The sequence below is a fragment of the Sandarakinorhabdus cyanobacteriorum genome, assembly GCF_002251755.1.
Classification (GTDB): domain Bacteria; phylum Pseudomonadota; class Alphaproteobacteria; order Sphingomonadales; family Sphingomonadaceae; genus Sandarakinorhabdus; species Sandarakinorhabdus cyanobacteriorum.
This window is the reverse complement of the sequence record NZ_NOXT01000116.1, coordinates 31,997-47,213: the sequence shown is the minus strand read 5'-3', so window position 1 is coordinate 47,213 and position 15,217 is coordinate 31,997. Positions and strand designations below refer to the sequence as shown.

At 68.0% G+C, this 15,217-nt stretch carries 16 protein-coding genes and 1 tRNA gene; 3 read left to right on the top strand and 14 right to left on the bottom strand.

Going from position 1 to position 15,217, the window contains the following annotated elements:
* Positions 1-27: 27 nt before the first annotated feature.
* The 7 genes from CHU93_RS11730 to CHU93_RS11700 form a co-directional block, all read right to left on the bottom strand.
* On the bottom strand, positions 28-1,254 hold the full coding sequence (locus CHU93_RS11730) for an acyl-CoA dehydrogenase family protein (RefSeq protein ID WP_094474268.1): 1,227 nt from the start codon (positions 1,252-1,254) through the stop codon (positions 28-30).
* A 21-nt stretch (positions 1,255-1,275) separates the two neighbouring features.
* Entirely contained in the window at positions 1,276-2,373 is a 1,098-nt protein-coding gene (locus CHU93_RS11725; RefSeq protein ID WP_094474266.1) for an acyl-CoA dehydrogenase family protein, read from the bottom strand.
* A gap of 205 nt (positions 2,374-2,578) precedes the next feature.
* Positions 2,579-3,313 carry a sulfotransferase gene (locus tag CHU93_RS11720; protein WP_243375610.1) on the bottom strand — a complete coding sequence of 245 codons (735 nt, stop codon included), beginning with the start codon at positions 3,311-3,313 and terminating at the stop codon, positions 2,579-2,581.
* The gene (locus CHU93_RS11715) at positions 3,310-4,260 is read right to left on the bottom strand and encodes an aminotransferase class IV (RefSeq protein WP_094474262.1); all 951 of its coding nucleotides are present in this window, start codon (positions 4,258-4,260) and stop codon (positions 3,310-3,312) included. The genes CHU93_RS11720 and CHU93_RS11715 overlap by 4 nt, the downstream gene beginning before the upstream one ends.
* Positions 4,257-4,487 (bottom strand): DUF1192 family protein, encoded by a 231-nt coding sequence (locus CHU93_RS11710; protein ID WP_423825906.1) that lies wholly within the window; start codon positions 4,485-4,487, stop codon positions 4,257-4,259. Before CHU93_RS11710 ends, CHU93_RS11715 begins: the two co-directional genes overlap by 4 nt.
* 18 nt (positions 4,488-4,505) lie before the next feature.
* Positions 4,506-4,952, bottom strand: coding sequence for a DUF417 family protein (locus tag CHU93_RS11705; RefSeq protein WP_094474258.1), 447 nt, complete (start codon positions 4,950-4,952; stop codon positions 4,506-4,508).
* A 78-nt stretch (positions 4,953-5,030) separates the two neighbouring features.
* Positions 5,031-5,537, bottom strand: coding sequence for a MarR family winged helix-turn-helix transcriptional regulator (locus CHU93_RS11700; protein WP_165768716.1), 507 nt, complete (start codon positions 5,535-5,537; stop codon positions 5,031-5,033).
* A 72-nt stretch (positions 5,538-5,609) separates the two neighbouring features.
* Here CHU93_RS11700 and CHU93_RS11695 point away from each other — a divergent pair, with 72 nt between their 5' ends.
* Positions 5,610-6,605 carry an NAD(P)H-quinone oxidoreductase gene (locus tag CHU93_RS11695; RefSeq protein WP_094474254.1) on the top strand — a complete coding sequence of 332 codons (996 nt, stop codon included), beginning with the start codon at positions 5,610-5,612 and terminating at the stop codon, positions 6,603-6,605.
* Between the two features lie 60 nt (positions 6,606-6,665).
* Here CHU93_RS11695 and CHU93_RS11690 read toward each other — a convergent pair whose 3' ends face one another.
* The gene (locus tag CHU93_RS11690) at positions 6,666-7,886 is read right to left on the bottom strand and encodes an aminotransferase class V-fold PLP-dependent enzyme (protein WP_094474252.1); all 1,221 of its coding nucleotides are present in this window, start codon (positions 7,884-7,886) and stop codon (positions 6,666-6,668) included.
* Between the two features lie 118 nt (positions 7,887-8,004).
* On the opposite strand from CHU93_RS11690, the gene CHU93_RS11685 reads away from it, so the two are divergent.
* Positions 8,005-8,667, top strand: coding sequence for a cell cycle transcriptional regulator TrcR (locus CHU93_RS11685; protein ID WP_243375607.1), 663 nt, complete (start codon positions 8,005-8,007; stop codon positions 8,665-8,667).
* Positions 8,668-8,759: 92 nt separating this feature from the next.
* Here the strand turns inward: CHU93_RS11685 and scpB are convergent, their stop codons facing one another.
* The 6 genes from scpB to CHU93_RS11655 form a co-directional block, all read right to left on the bottom strand.
* Positions 8,760-9,338 carry an SMC-Scp complex subunit ScpB gene (gene scpB / locus CHU93_RS11680; RefSeq protein ID WP_094474251.1) on the bottom strand — a complete coding sequence of 193 codons (579 nt, stop codon included), beginning with the start codon at positions 9,336-9,338 and terminating at the stop codon, positions 8,760-8,762.
* Positions 9,331-10,107 carry a segregation and condensation protein A gene (locus tag CHU93_RS11675; RefSeq protein WP_094474250.1) on the bottom strand — a complete coding sequence of 259 codons (777 nt, stop codon included), beginning with the start codon at positions 10,105-10,107 and terminating at the stop codon, positions 9,331-9,333. The genes scpB and CHU93_RS11675 overlap by 8 nt, the downstream gene beginning before the upstream one ends.
* Complete coding sequence (locus tag CHU93_RS11670; RefSeq protein ID WP_094474302.1) at positions 10,104-11,144, bottom strand: glycoside hydrolase family 3 N-terminal domain-containing protein; 1,041 nt, start codon at positions 11,142-11,144, stop codon at positions 10,104-10,106. The genes CHU93_RS11675 and CHU93_RS11670 overlap by 4 nt, the downstream gene beginning before the upstream one ends.
* Entirely contained in the window at positions 11,144-12,022 is an 879-nt protein-coding gene (locus CHU93_RS18135; protein WP_094474248.1) for an SPOR domain-containing protein, read from the bottom strand. The genes CHU93_RS11670 and CHU93_RS18135 overlap by 1 nt, the downstream gene beginning before the upstream one ends.
* A 1-nt stretch (position 12,023) precedes the next feature.
* A complete protein-coding gene (gene argS / locus CHU93_RS11660; RefSeq protein WP_094474246.1) occupies positions 12,024-13,745 on the bottom strand; it encodes an arginine--tRNA ligase in 1,722 nt (573 codons plus the stop codon).
* A gap of 339 nt (positions 13,746-14,084) precedes the next feature.
* Positions 14,085-14,159 (bottom strand) — tRNA-Gly (locus CHU93_RS11655).
* A 116-nt stretch (positions 14,160-14,275) separates the two neighbouring features.
* Between CHU93_RS11655 and CHU93_RS11650 the strand changes: the two genes are divergently transcribed.
* On the top strand, positions 14,276-15,214 hold the full coding sequence (locus tag CHU93_RS11650) for a tetratricopeptide repeat protein (RefSeq protein ID WP_094474244.1): 939 nt from the start codon (positions 14,276-14,278) through the stop codon (positions 15,212-15,214).
* The last annotated feature ends 3 nt before the right edge of the window (positions 15,215-15,217 follow it).

The window sequence follows — 15,217 nt, the reverse complement described above, 5'->3', positions numbered from 1 at the left end:
CGCCCCAATTTGTCCCGCCTGTGGCGGTTACGCAGTCACCGCCTGGTTGAACGGCGTGTCCTTGTCCGGCCGCATGTCGCCGGGCAGGCCGAGCACGCGTTCGGCGATGATGTTCCTCAGGATTTCGTCCGTCCCGCCGGCAATGCGCAGACCGGCCGAGCCGAGATAGCTGCCCTGCAGCTTGGCCAATTCGGGATCGGCGTCCGCCCCGGCGACAAAACCATCGCCGCCCGACAGATCCAGCGCGAAGCTGGCCAGATCCTGCATGGTCTTGGCCACCACCACCTTGGAGATGGACTGTTCCGGCCCCGGCACCTGGCCCTTTGACAATGCCGAGAGCGCGCGCATCTGGGTCAGCTTGATGCCCTGATCGTTGATATAGGTCTGGGCGATCTTCTGGCGCACGTCGCTGGCGGCAATCGCCGGGTTGCCATCGGGGGCATCCACGCCGCGCGCCAGCTTCATCAGCGTTTCATAGCCGGGCGCATAGCGCGGCTTTCCGCCGACGGCGAGACGCTCGTGCATCAGCGTGGTCAGCGCCACCTTCCAGCCATCGCCGACAGCGCCGAGCCGGTGCGAATCATGGACGCGCACGCCATCGAAGAACACCTCATTGAAATCGCTGCCGCCCGACATCTGCTTGATGCCCTTCACCGTCACTCCGCTAGCCTTCATGTTCACGATGAACATGGTCAGGCCCTTGTGCTTGGGCAGGCTGGGATCGGTGCGGGTGACCACGATGCCGTAATCGCTGGCGTGGGCAAAGCTGGTCCACACCTTCTGGCCATCGATCACCCATTCATCGCCATCGCGCACCGCCTTGGTGCGGATGCCGGCGAGGTCAGACCCGGCCGCCGGTTCGGAAAACAGCTGGCACCACACCTCCTCGCCCAGCAGCGCTTTCGGCACATAACGCTGGATCACATCGGGCTGGCCGTGGGTGAAGACGGTGGGAATGCACATGCCAAGGCCGATGGAATAGAGGCCCTGCGGCACGTGCCAGCGGCTTTCCTCCTGGCCATAGATGATGCTGTGCATCGGGGTCAGGCCCTGGCCGCCGAACATCTTGGGCCAGGTGATGCCGGTATATCCGGCGGCGTGCTTCTTGGCCTGCCAGGCCTTCGAACGCGCGATGAACTCGGGCAGTTTCCAGCTGTCGGCCGGCGGCTCCCGATATTCGGCGGCGTTCGCTTCCAGCCAGGCGCGCACCGTCGCGCGATATTCGGCTTCCTGCGGGGTGTCGTTGAAATTCATCTTGCCTCTCCCGTAACCCGATCACGCGGCCGCGCGGTTGCGCTGTTCCAGCGCGCGCACCAGCCGTTCCGCCCACCAGCCGCGCGGGCCCAGCGCGGCCACCAGCGCCCGGTTGCGGCGGTAATAAAACTGGCAATCGCTTTCCCAGGTGAACCCGATGCCGCCGTGCAGCTGCACATTCTCCTCGGCACAATAGGCCAGCGCATCGAGGCTGGCGACGCGCGCCGCTGCCGCAGCCTGGCGCAATTCGGCGCCGTTGGTGCCGATCATGGCCAGGCCATGCAGGGCATGGGCGCGGGCCAGTTCCAGCTTGATATACATGTCGGCGCACTTGTGCTTCACCGCCTGATAGCGGCCGATCTTCTGGCCAAAGGCAACGCGGGTCTTGGCATAATCCACCGTCATCGCCATCGCGGCACCGGCGGTGCCAATCGCCTCATAGGCCAGGATCACCGCCGCGCGGTCGAGCCAATCCTGATAATCGCCGACCGTGCCCAGCGCCTCAGCCGGGGTGGCGTTCAGCGTCAGCCGGCCATGGCGGCGGACGAGATCAAGCGTTTCCACCGCCGCCGTGTCGGCCCCGTTCAGATCGACGATGTGCAGCTGCGGGCCATCGGCACCGGCGGCCACCACGATGGCGACATGGGCAACAGCCAGATCGGCGACCGGCTGCTTCACGCCGGTCAGCTTGCCGCCCTTGGCCTCGGTCCGCACATTGGCCGGGTTCACCGCGCCGGACTCGCTCCACGCCACGCAGGCGATGGTCTCGCCGCTGGCGATGCCGGGCAGCCATTTGGCCTGCTGTGCCTCGGTGCCGGCCAGCACCAGCGCTTCGGTGGCGAGCAGGGTGGACACGAGCGGCACATGCGCCAGGCTGCCGCCGGCGGCTTCGGCCAGCTGGGCAACCTCCTCCACCGAAAGGCCGAGGCCGCCATGGGCTTCCGGCACGCGCGCCGCCGTCCAGCCCAGCTCGCTGATCTCCTTCCACAGCGCCGCGTCCATGGCCGGCGCATCGGCCGCCATCGCCTTGCGCGCCGGGCCGGTGCCGGCCTTTTCGGCGAGCAGCTTCTTCGCCTGTTCGCCCAGTTCCTTGGCTTCGTCGGAAAAATCGAAGTTCACGGGTCCACTCCCCAAGTCATGACGCGGCGCAGATTACGCGCGCGTCAGCCTTGGGCAACCTGTCGCTTTTGATTTGAGACACAAGGTCCTCCCCAAACTGGTTTGGGGAGGGGGACCGCCGGCACGGCGGTGGAGGGGCTTGTGCAGTCCCTGCCCCTCCGCCTCGCTCCGCTCGGCACCTCCCCAAACAAGTTTGGGGAGGACCTCAGATGCGATGCGCCGCCATCGCCTCATAATGCGGGCGGCATTCATCGCGCACCCGCGCCGCCTCGCCGTCCAGCACCGGCAGCGGCCCTTCGGCGGCATCAAAGCCGGTGGAGGCCAGCACCCGGCCATACCAGTGCGGCGCCCACACGCCGTCCGTCACCCGCGGCCCCGGCGCCCAGCGCAGCATGGCCGGGTCCCAATCAAGGCCCAGCGCCGCGCACAGCCGGGCCAGCGTGCCGGCCGGATCGCGCAGCACATCGGCCGAATCAACCACCGGCGGCGCCTGGCCCGCCTGGTCGGCCAGCCGTTCGAACCAGTCGCGCTGCCTGGCAAAGCCCAGCCCTTGTGCCGTCACCACCTCCCGCTTGGCGGCATAGCTGGCGATCACCCGTTCCGGCGCGCGGATCAGGAAGGCATGACGAAAGCCCGCAAGGCTGAACAGATCGACCGGCCCGACCATGTGGTGAACCATGTGCTTCTGATACCAGACCGGCCGGTCGCACGCGCCCGACAGCGCGGCGGTCACGCTGTGCCAATCACAGTCCATGGCAGCGATGACCTCGGCCGCCATCGGATGATCATCGCCGGTCTGCTTCAGATAGGCGCCATAATAAGGCTCGTCGCTGACATGGCAGTCGCTGCGGGCGCCAAAGCTGCGCATCATCGCGGTCGACAGGTTGCGCGGGCCCGACCACATGGCAATGCGAAGGGGTTGGGCAATGCGGATGGTCACGGCCGCCCCCGCGCCGCCACATCGGCTTCGATCAGGGCGCGATACAGGCCCTGCAGCCGTTCCACCATCGGCCCGCGCGCCGGGGTCAGCGGCCGGCCATCAATGCTGGTCACCGGCACCACGCCGGCAAAGGTGCCGGTCACAAAGGCCTCATCCGCCGAATAGACATCGGTCAGGCTGAAATTCTTCTCAAACACCGGGATGCCATGATCCTCGCACACGCGGATCACGTTGCCGCGCGTGATGCCGGCCAGGCAATAATCGCCGCTCGATGTCCACACCTCCTGCACGCCGCGCCGGTTGCGCTTCACGATGAAGAAATGCGTGGAATTGCATGTCGCCACAAAGCCGTGTGGATCCAGCATCAACGCCTCGTCCGCCCCGGCTTGCGTCGCCTGGATGCAGGCGGTGATGCAGTTGAGCTTCGAATGGCTGTTCAGCTTCGGGTCCTGCACGTCCGGATAACCGCGCCGCACATGCACGGTGGCAAGGCGGATGCCCTTCTCGATGGTGCTGGGCAGCGGGTCCTTGTGCTCGGCAATGATGACGATGGTGGCCGGTGACACCACCACGCGGGGATCCTGATAGGGGGTGGAGCGCAGGCCGCGCGTCACCATCAGCCTGATATGGCAGGCGGTCATCGCGTTCGCGTCGATGGTGGCGTAAATCCGCCGTTCCAGCTCGTCGCGGCTGATGCCGATGTCCATGAAAATGGCCTTGGCGCCTTCCCACAGCCGGTCGAGATGCTGGTCCAGAAAGGCCACGCGCCCGGCATGGACGCGCAGGCCCTCCCACACACCGTCGCCGAGCATGAAGCCCGAATCAAACACGCTCACCATCGCTTCGGCGCGCGGGCGCAGCACGCCGTTCACGTTGATCAGGATGGTTTCGTTGCGGGCATCGGGCGCATAATCATGCGTGCCCAATGAGGTCTGATGGCCGGTCATGACTTGAACAGACTGTCGGCCGCGGCGCGGAACTTGGCGGCCCCGTCGCGCTTCGCCCTGGCGCGCGCCAGTTCGGCCTCCAGCGCGGCGATGCGCTCATCCAGATCGGCGATGGACAGACGGTCCAGATCCTCCCGCGCCAGATCGGCAAGGAGGTCATGTTTCTTCCTGGGCAGATCATCATCGAACATGCCCGCCACGCTGGCGTGCGGCGGGCATGTCGTCAAGCCGGGGGGACGGCGTGATCAGGCCATGGCAAGCCTGGAACGGGCGGCCGGCAGCGCGGCGCGGCTTTCCAGCGCCGACCACAAGGCAATGGCCAGGAGGCCGATATCCTTCAGGATGAAGCCCTGCAGATCGCCGCCGGCATTGGGCGTGGTGAACAGGAAGCTGAGGGTGCCGAAGAGCGCCACGGCAATCATCAAGCTGCCGATCAGCCCGGCCCGCGCCGACCAGGGCCGCGCCAGCAGCAACAGGGCAGCGGCCACCTCATAGACGCCGATCAGATTGGAAGCGCCCTGCACGCTGAACAGCGCATAGAGCCAGCTGAAGAACGGGCTGTTGGCCATCAGCGGCTGGATGGCGGCGGCTTCGACCGCAGTGAACTTGTAGAGGCCAAAGCCCAGGAAAAACAGGATCAGGGCCCCGCGCAGCAGATGTTCACCGGCGGCAGCATTACGGGTGGTGTTCATGGCACATCTCCAAAAAAGATGCGCCAAGCATATATCTTCCCTGTCGGCTCACCAAATTAAATATGCGTCACGCATATACTATGCGGGCAGCGCCCGCTCCGCCGGGCAGTTGTCACAGCGATCATGGTCACACAGGCGGCACAGGCGCAGCGCGTCGGCCATGCTCTCCACCCGCGCTGCCAGCAGGCGGGCCACCGCCCCGGCCAGCACATCGGTTTCGCCGGGATCGAGCATCGCCACCAGCTGGCGCAGCGGCGCGGTGCGGGCCGCCTGCACCGCCATCGCCCGCGCGCGGCCCGCCGGGGTGAGCTGGAGCTGCACAGCGCGGCGATCCTGCGGCGATGGCTGCCGCTGCATCAGCCCATCGGCGACCAGCCGGTCCACCAGCCGCACCGCACCGGGGTGGGACAGGCCCACCGCCGGCGCTAGTGCCGCGATGCTGAGATCGGGCACATGGCCGGCAAGCACCAGCGCGGCAGCCGCCGGGCCAGGCTCTCCGGCCGCCGTTTCCGCCGCGGCCCGCATGTCGTCGGCAAGGGCAAGCGCCAGTGCGCCCAGCTGGTTGGCCAGATCATCGTTGCTCATGCCAGCGATATATGTGCGCCGCGCATATTCTGCAAGCATTGACCGTCGCTGCCGGGCTGGCATGGTGCAGCCATGACCATTCCCAGCCACATGACCGCCATCGATCCCGCAGCACCCGGAGGGCCGGAGGTGCTGGTGCCGGTTTCGCGCCCCGTGCCTCAGCCCGGCCCCGGCGATGTGCTGGTGAAGGTGGCAGCCGCCGGGGTGAACCGGCCCGATGTGCTGCAGCGGCTGGGCCTGTATCCGATGCAGCCCGGCACGCCGACGATCATGGGGCTGGAAATCGCCGGCACCGTGGTGGCGGTGGGGGAGAATGTCACGCGCTGGCGCCCCGGTGATGCGGTGTGCGCGCTGGTGGCAGGCGGCGGCTATGCCGAATATTGCGTGGCGCCGGCCGAGCAATGTCTGCCGGTGCCGGCCGGCATGGCGATGACCGATGCCGCCGGGCTGCCGGAAACCTGGTTCACCGTCTGGTCCAGCGTGATGGACCGTGGCCATGCAAGGCCGGGGGAAACCTTGCTTGTCCACGGTGGCACCAGCGGCATTGGCATCACTGCCCTGCAACTGGCGCAGGAAATCGGCCTGACCGCGATCGCCACCTGCGGCAGCGATGACAAATGCGCGGCCGCGCTTGCCCATGGGGCCGCGCATGCCATCAATTACCGCACCCAGGATTTCGCCGCCGAGGCGCTGGCGCTGACCGGCGGCAAGGGCGTGGATATCGTGCTGGACATGGTGGGCGGCGATTATCTGCCGAAGAACATCGCCTGCCTGGCCGACGATGGCCGCCACGTCAGCATCGCCTTCCAGCGCGGGCCAACGGCGGAGGTGAACCTGGCCCAAGTGATGCGCAAGCGGCTGGTGCTGACGGGTTCGATGCTGCGGCCACGCACGGTGGCCTTCAAGCAGGCGATTGCCGAAACGCTGGAAGGCGTGATCTGGCCAGCCTTCGCCGCCGGCCGCCTCACGCCGGTGACCGACAGGGTCTTTCCGCTGGCCGAAGCCGCCGACGCGCACCGCCGCATGGAGGCCGGCGCGCATGTGGGCAAGATCGTGCTCAGCCTCTGAACCCCTCTCCCCCAGGGGGAGAGGGAGGGGCCCACCGCCACGCGGTGGGAGGGTGAGGGTTCAGCTGACCATCCCGCGCGGCGCAAAGCGCTCGTCCTGCCATTCCCCGCTGGCCAGCACGGCCTGCAACGCCGCCAGCGCCAGGCCAACATCGGCATAACGGGTGGTGAGCGCCGGAAAGCCGAAGCGCATGGCATCGGGCGGCCGCATGTCACCAACCACGCCGCGGGCGATCAGGGCGGCCATCACGCGGCGGGCCTGGGGATGGCGGATGATGACATGGGCGGCGTGGCGGCCGGCTGGCGGCGCATCCACCGTCACGCCGGGCAGGCCGGCGGCGCCATCGGCAAACAGATGCACCAGCGCGCGCGACTTGGCCTCGGCTTGCGCAAGATCGATGCCGGCAAATGTGGCGACCCCGGCTTCCAGCGCGCGCATGGCCAGGATCGGCGGCGTGCCGGTGAGCAGGCGGCGGGCGCCGGCCGCCGGCGCATAATCCCCGGCAAAATCGAACGGTGCCGCGTGCCCCATCCAGCCGGTGAGCGCCGGCAGCGCCGCATCCCAATGCCGCCGCGCCAGATAGGCAAAGGCCGGGGCGCCGGGCCCACCGTTCAGATATTTGTAGCCACAGCCCACCGCGAAATCAGCACCATCCGCATCCAGCCGCACCACCAGCGCGCCGGCCGAATGCGACAAATCCCACAGGGTGAGCGCGCCGACGGCATGAGCCGCCGCGTTCATCGCCGCCATGTCATGGACATGGCCGGTCACATAATGGGCGTGGGTGAGCAGCAGCAGCGCCACATCATCGTTCAGCGCGGCCAGCAGATCGGCGCGCGGGACGCGTTTCAGGGTGACACCAGCCAGCCGGGCCAGGCCCTGCATCACATAGGCATCGGTGGGGAAATCATCCGCCTCCATCAGGATGGTGCGCCGGCCCGGCCGCAGGCCAAGCGCCGCGCTGGCCAGCTTGAACAGGTTGAGGCTGACCGAATCGCAGGCCACAACGCTGTCCGGCTCTGCGCCGACGATCGGCGCGATGGCCGCGCCCAGCTGCACCGGCAGATCGATCCAGCCGGCATCATTCCAGCTGCGGATCAGCCCATCGCCCCATTCCCCCGCCACGGTTGCCGCCAGCGCATCGGGCAGGGCGGCCGGCAATGGCCCCAGCGAATTGCCGTCCAGATAGACGAGGCCTTCGGGCAGCCGGAACCGGCCACGGGCGTGGGCTAGGGGATCGGCCGCATCAAGGGCGGCAAGCTGTGCGGGCGTGGGCTGCATATCGGCCGCCCTTGCGCCACAGCCCGCCCTCCATTACAAGTCCCCCTGTCCAGCCGTCCCCCCCGGGGCGGCTGTTTCCATTTCCGGGCCCGCGCCCGCCGAACCAGGAGCCACGATCATGGCCGCTGCCAACCTGCCGCTGATGCCCCACGCCACCGCCGCCTGGCTGGTCGACGAAACCGGCCTGACCTTCTCGCAGATCGCCGAATTCTGCGGTCTGCACATCCTGGAAATCCAGGCCATCGCCGATGACACCGCCGCCACCAAGCTGAAGGGCCGCGATCCCATTCGCGCCGGCGAGCTGACCAAGGAAGAGCTGGCCAAGGGCGAGGCGAATCCGGATCATGTGCTGCGCATCGCGCGCCTGCCGGAACAGGCCCGCCGCACTTCGGGCCCGCGCTACACCCCGGTGTCGAAGCGGCAGGACAAGCCGGACGGCATCCTGTGGATCATCAAGAATCACCCGGAAATCACCGATGCGCAGATTTCCAAGCTGATCGGCACCACCAAGACGACGATTGCCGCCATCCGCGACAAGAGCCACTGGAACTATGCCAATCTGCAGGCGCGCGATCCGGTGACGCTGGGCCTGGCCAGCCAGCGCGAGCTGGACGCCATGGTCGCCACCGCCGCCAAGAAGGCCGGCATCGATACCAGCGTGGACCCGGAAAAGGCCGAAGCCCAGCGCGCCGCCCTGATCAACCAGCTGCAGGCCGAACGCCACGCGGTTGGCACCATCCCGACCGAAGCGCTGACGGCGGAAACCCTCTTCAAGAAGTAAGCCCTTGATCCTCCCCCGCTGGGGGAGGTGGCACGCGAAGCGTGACGGAGGGGGCCGGCAAGCACGGCCCTCTCCGGCGGCGCATAAGCTTCCTATTCCTCGCGCCCACCCAGCGGCAGCGGCAGCTCGCGCGGCGGCTCACGATCCAGCAGGCCGGCGGCCTTCAGATCAGCCAGGCCGGGCAGATCGCGCCGTGTGGCGAGGTTGAAATGCGCCAGAAATTCCGGCGTGGTGGCATATTGCAGCGGCCGCCCCGGCGTTTCGCGGCGGCCGGCCGGGCGCACCCAGCCCGCCTCCATCAGCACATCGATGGTGCCGCCCGAGACCGCAACACCGCGAATCTCCTCGATTTCCGGGCGCGTCACCGGCTCGTGATAGGCAATCACCGCCAGCGTCTCGACCGCGGCGCGGGAAAGCTTTTTCACGGTTTCGCGGGACGTGCGCAGATAATGGCCCAGATCAGGCGCGGTCTGGAACTGCCAGCGCCCGCCGCGCTCCACCAGGTTGATCCCGCGCGGGGCATAGGATTCGGCCAGCGCCCGCAAGCTGGGCAGCAGATCGCCGCGCTCGCCGACATGCCGCGTCAGTTCGGCCAGCGTCATCGGCGCTTCGGCGGCAAACAGGATCGCCTCCAGCGCGCGGGTCAGCGCCAGATCGCCAGTTTCATCCATCAGTCCGGGCCTTCAGCAGGATGGGGGCAAAGGCAGCGCCCTGGCTCAGGGTCGCCTTGCCTTGCCGGGTCAGTTCCAGCGCGGCGACAAAGCTGGATGCCAGCACCGACCGGGCATAGGATTCGTCCACCAGATCGCTGGGCAGGAAGCGGGACAGCTCGGTCCAATCGAGGCTGCGGCCCAAGAGATGCTCCAGCCGCTCCATCGCCTCATCCAGCGCCATCACCGGCCGCCGCCGCACCACATGCACCGATTTCGTCCGCCGCGCGGTGATGGCGCCATAGGCGGTGATCAGCTCGTAATAGCTGCAGTCATACACCGCGCGCCGTTCCTCGGCCAAACCTTCCGGGTTGGGCCGGCGGAACATGTCCCAGCCCAGCTGCGGGCGGGCCAGCAGCTTTTGCCCGGCCTCGCGCATCGCCTCCAGCCGCTGCAGCTGGAACTGCAGCTTCAGCGCCATCTCGGCCGGATCGGGCTCGGCCTCCGGGTCCTTGGGCAGCAGCAGCAGGCTTTTGAGGTACGCCAGCCAGGCCGCCATGACGAGGTAATCGGCGGCCAACTCCAGGCTCAGCGCCTTGGCCTCCCGGATGAAGTCCAGATATTGATCGACCAGCGCCAGGATCGAAATCTGCGCCAGATCAACCTTTTGCGCCCGCGCCAGGGTGAGCAGCAGGTCAAGCGGGCCTTCCCAGCTGCCCAGCTGCAGGATCAGCGTGCCCGGCGCCACGGCGGCGCGCACGGGCTCGCTGAAATCCTCCGCCTCGCTCATGCAAGCGCCAGCAGCGCATCGCGCGCGGCGGCCCATTCGGCCACCGGCGTGTCATCCCCGCTGCCCATCCAGGCCATGGCGGCGGCCAACCGCGCGGCAGCCGCCGCCCCCATCACCGGCGCGGCTTCGACAATCGAGCGCATCTCGGCGAAATCGCCCGAACAATGCAGGGCGATATCACAACCGGCATCGATGCTGGCCAGCGCCCGGGCGCCGAAATCGGCCAGCGCGTTGCTGCCCAGCGGATAGCCGCCCGATTGCGGATTGCCCAGCGCGTGCATGCCCAGATCGTCCGACATCAACAGCCCGCCAAAGCCGATATCCTGCCGGATGAAATCGATCACCGCCGGTGACAGCGTTGCGCAGCGCTCCGCATCCAGCGCGGTGTAGGTGATGTGCGCCGTCATCGCCATCGGCGCGTTCGCCAGCCGGCGGAAGGGGATGAAATCCCGCTCCAGCTCTTCGCGGCTGGTCGTCACAACCGGCAGTTCCAGATGGCTGTCCGCCCGGGCGCGGCCATGGCCGGGGATATGCTTCACCACCCCGCAGATGCCGCCGGCCTGAAAGCCATCCAGCACCGCCTTGCCCAGCGCGGCGACCACCAGCGGCTCGGTGCCGAAGCTGCGGTCGCCGATGATGTCGTGGCCGCCGGGGTCGCGCACGTCGAGCAGCGGCAGGCAATCGACATTGATGCCCAGATCCCGGAGCAGCGCCGCCAGCGCCAGCGCGTTCAGCCGGCACGCCTCGATCGCAGTGATCGGCGCCTTGTCATACAGGCGGCCAAACACCTCACCGGGCGGAAATTCCGGCCAGTGCGGCGGCCGCAGCCGCGCCACCCGGCCGCCTTCCTGATCGATCAGGATCGGCACATCGCGCCCGGCCAGATCGCGCAGCGACGCGGTGAGCGCCCGCACCTGGTCGGGCGTGTCGATGTTGCGCTTGAACAATATGTAGCCGGCCGGGTCCGCCGCCTTGAACAGTGCCACCTCATCGGCCGACAGCGTCAGGCCAGTCAGGCCGAAAAACACCGGCTGCATCATTTCTTCACCACTTCACACGCGCCCTTGGCCGCGAGGATGGCCTTGCACGCCTTGTCGGCATCGGCCGCCTGGCCGCGCACGCGCCACAGCGTCTTGCCGGCGCTGTTGGTCAATTTCTGCACGCTCTTGCCGGTCAGCCCGGCCTTGCCGGCCACCCGCGCCCATTCCTCGTCGGCCTTGGCCTCGCTGGAAAAGGCCCCGATCTGCACGGTCACCGCACCCGTGGCCGGCTTGGCGGCGGCAGGCGGCGGCACGGCCGGCTTGGGCGGCGCGGCCGCCGGTTTGGTCGGCACCGGCACCACCGGCTTCACCACAACCGGCGCGGGCTTTGCCGCCGGCGGGGCAGCCGGTTTCGCCACCGGCGCGGCCGGCCGGGCCCCGGCGGGCGGCAGCATCTGCACCTGCACCGGCTGCCCGGCGGGCGCCGCAGCCGGCGAAGCGGCAGGCGGCTGGGCCAGCGGCGGGGCCGATGGCGGCGGGGCGGGGCCGGTTTCGGGCGGCAACAGGTCACGCGGGCGGCCGATCGGCTCTTCCGGCACGGCGCTCATGTCGATCACGCTGCCCAGATCCTGGCCGCGCACTGCCTCGTGAATCACCTCGCCGTCGCCTTCCACCTCCATGCCGGCACGGTCGGCCGGCGGCACCTTCCACGGACCGGGATCGGCTTCGATCAACGGGGCCTGGTCGGGCTCCATATAGCCTTCGCTGCTGCCATTGTCCTTGCGGCCGAGCAGCATCAGCAGCGCCACCGCCGCCACCGCGCCCAGCGCCAGCACGGCAATCGCGATGTTCAGCCAGCCGCGTTTCGGCGCCGGCCCGGCGTTCAGCGGGGCGGCCTCCGCCAGCCAGGGGGCATCCTCATCGCGATTCGCCATCTCAGTGCAGCTCCTCGGCAGCGGCAACACCAATCACGCCAAGGCCGGTGCGGATCACCTGGCCCACCGCCCGCGCCATCGCCAGCCGCGCCGCCGTCAGGTCCGGCCGCTCGGCCAGCACGAAGCGTTTGGCGGGATCATCATTGCCGGCATTCCACTGGCTGTGGAAGGCGGCGGCCAGATCGCCCAGCCAGAAGGCGATGCGGTGCGGTTCGCGCGCCTCGGCCGCCTGCTCGACCAGCCGCGGGAAGGTCGCCGCCAGCTTCACCACCGCCAGCTCATCGCCGTCCAGCAGCGCCAGGTCGGGTGCCGGCAGGGCGATGCCCGCTTCGGCCACCTTGCGGCCCAGGCTAGCGATGCGGGCATGGGCATATTGGACATAGAAGACCGGGTTGTCGCGGCTCTGCTCCACCACCTTGGCGAAATCGAAATCCATCAGCGATTCGGGCCGCTTGGTCAGCATGACAAAGCGCACCACATCCTTGCCAACTTCCTCCACCACCTCGCCCAGCGTCACGAAGGTGCCGGCCCGCTTTGACATTTTCACCGGCTCGCCGGCGCGCAGCAGCTTCACCAGATTGACGATCTTGATGTCGAGCGGAACCTTGCCGTCCGACAGCGCCTTCACCGCCGCCGTCATGCGCTTCACATAGCCGGCATGATCGGCGCCAAAGATGTTGACCAGCGCATCGAAACCCCGGGTAAGCTTGTCCCAGTGATAGGCGACATCGCCGGCAAAATAGGTCCAGCTGCCGTTCGATTTCATCATCGGCCGGTCCTGATCGTCGCCGAAATCGGTCGAGCGGAACAGGGTCTGCGGGCGCGGCTCCCAATCGTCGGCGGCCTCGCCCTTGGGCTTTTCCAGCACGCCTTCGTAAATCAGGCCCTTGCCCTTCAGCGTGTCGAGCGCCTCGCCCACCCTGGCGCCCAGCGACGCTTCCGAGAAGAACATATCCTGCTCGATGCCCAGCAGGGCAAGATCGGCGCGGATACGCTCCATCATCAGGGCAACGGTGCGGGTGCGGAACAGCGCCAGCCATTCGGATTCGGGCGCGTTCACATAGGCATCGCCGAATTCGGCGGCAAAGGCCTGGCCCACCGGCACCAGATAATCGCCCGGATAAAGACCTTCAGGAATTTCAATGGTTTCGCCCAGCGCCTCGCGATAGCGCAGATGGGCAGAGCGGGCGAGCGTATCGACCTGGCCGCCGGCATCGTTGATATAATATTCGCGTGTCACATCCCAGCCGGCAAAGGCCAGCAGCCCGGCCAGCGCATCGCCCACCACCGCGCCGCGGCAATGGCCCATGTGCATCGGCCCGGTGGGATTGGCCGAGACATATTCGACGTTGATGCGCTTGCCGGCACCCGCCGTGCTGCGGCCATAATCGGCCCCGGCGCCCAGCATCGCGTTGATCTGATCATGCCACACGCTGTCGGCCAGCTTCAGGTTGATGAAGCCTGGCCCCGCCACATCGGCCGCCAGGATCACCGGCGCACTGCGCAGCTCCGCCGCCAGCGCTTCGGCCAAGGCGCGCGGGTTGGTGCCCGCCGGCTTGGCCAGCACCATGGCGGCATTGGTGGCCAGATCGCCATGCGACGCATCACGCGGCGGCTCCACCGCGACATTGGCAAACGACAGGCCATCGGGCAGCGTTCCAGCCGCCACCAGACGGCCGAGCGCGGCGTGGACGGTGGTGGTGAAATGGGCAAACAGGTTCACGGGCAGGGGCGCAATCTTCGCTGGATACAGATTTGCCGTTCCCTAACGCGGGCAGGGGGCGGCGTCCATGGGGGTGACGATCTTCCCCCTCTGGGGGAGGTGGGGCGACAAGCGACGGAGGAGGCCGTGCGTGGGCTTCACAGCACGAGCCAAGCCGCCACGGCCGGCGGCAGAGCCGCCGAGTCCGTTTCAGGGGGACACGAAAAGGAAGGAAGGGCGCGGCAAAGCCGCGCCGTCAGACGACACAAAAAAGGCGGCTCGAAAGCCGCCTGTTTTGGTCGCTGGCCGGTCTTGCCGGAGTCGGCAAACAGCTTCGCTGTTTGCACGCCCGGCAGCGACTGGAGCGGGTGAAGAGATTCGAACTCTCGACTTCAACCTTGGCAAGGTTGCGCTCTACCCCTGAGCTACACCCGCTCACCCGTCGCCGGGAAGCGCGCCTCTAGCACCGGCCTTCGCGGACTTGCAAGCCCCTTTTTTCCAGATATCTGCGCCCAAGCGCCGTCTTGGCAAACCACCCCTGCCGCCCCCATATGGCAACCACGTCATCCAACCGGAGCATCCTCTTGGCCAGCATTCCCAATCCGGCCGCCGAAAAGGCCAGCATCGAAGCCTTCCGCCGCGACGTGATCGAGGCGTCGAAGGGCGCGCTGGTGCTGGTGGATTTCTGGGCGGAATGGTGCGGCCCGTGCAAGACGCTGGGCCCCCTCATTGAAAAGGTCGTCGCCGCCCGCGCCCCCAAGGTGAAGCTGGTCAAGATCGATGTCGACAAGAACCAGATGCTGGCCGCGCAGTTCCGCATCCAGTCCATCCCCACCGTCTATGCCTTTCTGGATGGCCGCCCGGTCGATGGCTTCCAGGGCGCGCTGGGCGAACGCGAGCTGACCGCCTTTGTCGACCGGTTACTGGCCGGCGTGCCCGCCAGCGAGGACGAGGCCGCGCTGGAGGAACAGATCGCCGCCCTGATCGGTGCCGCCGCCGAAGCCACCGCCGCCGGCGCGCATGATGATGCCGCCGCCATGCTGGGCGCGCTGGTGCAGGAACTGCCGGAGCGCGAGGATCTGGCCGGCCATTATGCCCTGGCGCTGATCGCCGCCGGCAAGCTGGAAGGTGCCGCCGCCGCGCTCGCCGCCGTGCCCGAAACCTCGAAGGACGAGGTGGTGGCCCGCGCCCGCGCCGCCCTCGCGCTCGCCGCCGATGCGCCGGCCGATGACGAACTCGCCCCGCTGATGCAGGCAGTGGAGGCTGATCCGGCCAATCACGAGGCCCGCTTCGAGCTGGCCAGCGCGCTGGCCGCCCGCGGTGACCGCGATGCCGCCGCCGATCATCTGCTCGCCATCATCAAGGCCGATCGCACCTGGAACGAGGGCGCGGCGCGCGAGAAGCTGCTGAAGATGTTCGAGGCGGTGGGCCTGGCCGATCCGTGGAGCGTCAAGACCCGCGCGCTCTTGCGCGCCATCTGGTTCGCTTGAGTC

Excerpts from the sequence above, each read along its gene's own strand:
- CHU93_RS11705 (WP_094474258.1), bottom strand. The coding sequence starts at position 4,952 with ATGAACACCACCCGTAATGCTGCCGCCGGTGAACATCTGCTGCGCGGG.
- CHU93_RS11715 (WP_094474262.1), bottom strand. The coding sequence starts at position 4,260 with ATGACCGGCCATCAGACCTCATTGGGCACGCATGATTATGCGCCCGAT.
- CHU93_RS11650 (WP_094474244.1), top strand. The coding sequence starts at position 14,276 with ATGGCAACCACGTCATCCAACCGGAGCATCCTCTTGGCCAGCATTCCC.
- CHU93_RS11690 (WP_094474252.1), bottom strand. The coding sequence starts at position 7,886 with ATGCAGCCCACGCCCGCACAGCTTGCCGCCCTTGATGCGGCCGATCCC.
- CHU93_RS11670 (WP_094474302.1), bottom strand. The coding sequence starts at position 11,144 with ATGCAGCCGGTGTTTTTCGGCCTGACTGGCCTGACGCTGTCGGCCGAT.
- scpB (WP_094474251.1), bottom strand. The coding sequence starts at position 9,338 with ATGGATGAAACTGGCGATCTGGCGCTGACCCGCGCGCTGGAGGCGATC.
- CHU93_RS11685 (WP_243375607.1), top strand. The coding sequence starts at position 8,005 with ATGGCCGCTGCCAACCTGCCGCTGATGCCCCACGCCACCGCCGCCTGG.
- CHU93_RS11675 (WP_094474250.1), bottom strand. The coding sequence starts at position 10,107 with ATGAGCGAGGCGGAGGATTTCAGCGAGCCCGTGCGCGCCGCCGTGGCG.
- CHU93_RS11730 (WP_094474268.1), bottom strand. The coding sequence starts at position 1,254 with ATGAATTTCAACGACACCCCGCAGGAAGCCGAATATCGCGCGACGGTG.
- CHU93_RS18135 (WP_094474248.1), bottom strand. The coding sequence starts at position 12,022 with ATGGCGAATCGCGATGAGGATGCCCCCTGGCTGGCGGAGGCCGCCCCG.
- CHU93_RS11695 (WP_094474254.1), top strand. The coding sequence starts at position 5,610 with ATGACCATTCCCAGCCACATGACCGCCATCGATCCCGCAGCACCCGGA.
- CHU93_RS11700 (WP_165768716.1), bottom strand. The coding sequence starts at position 5,537 with ATGAGCAACGATGATCTGGCCAACCAGCTGGGCGCACTGGCGCTTGCC.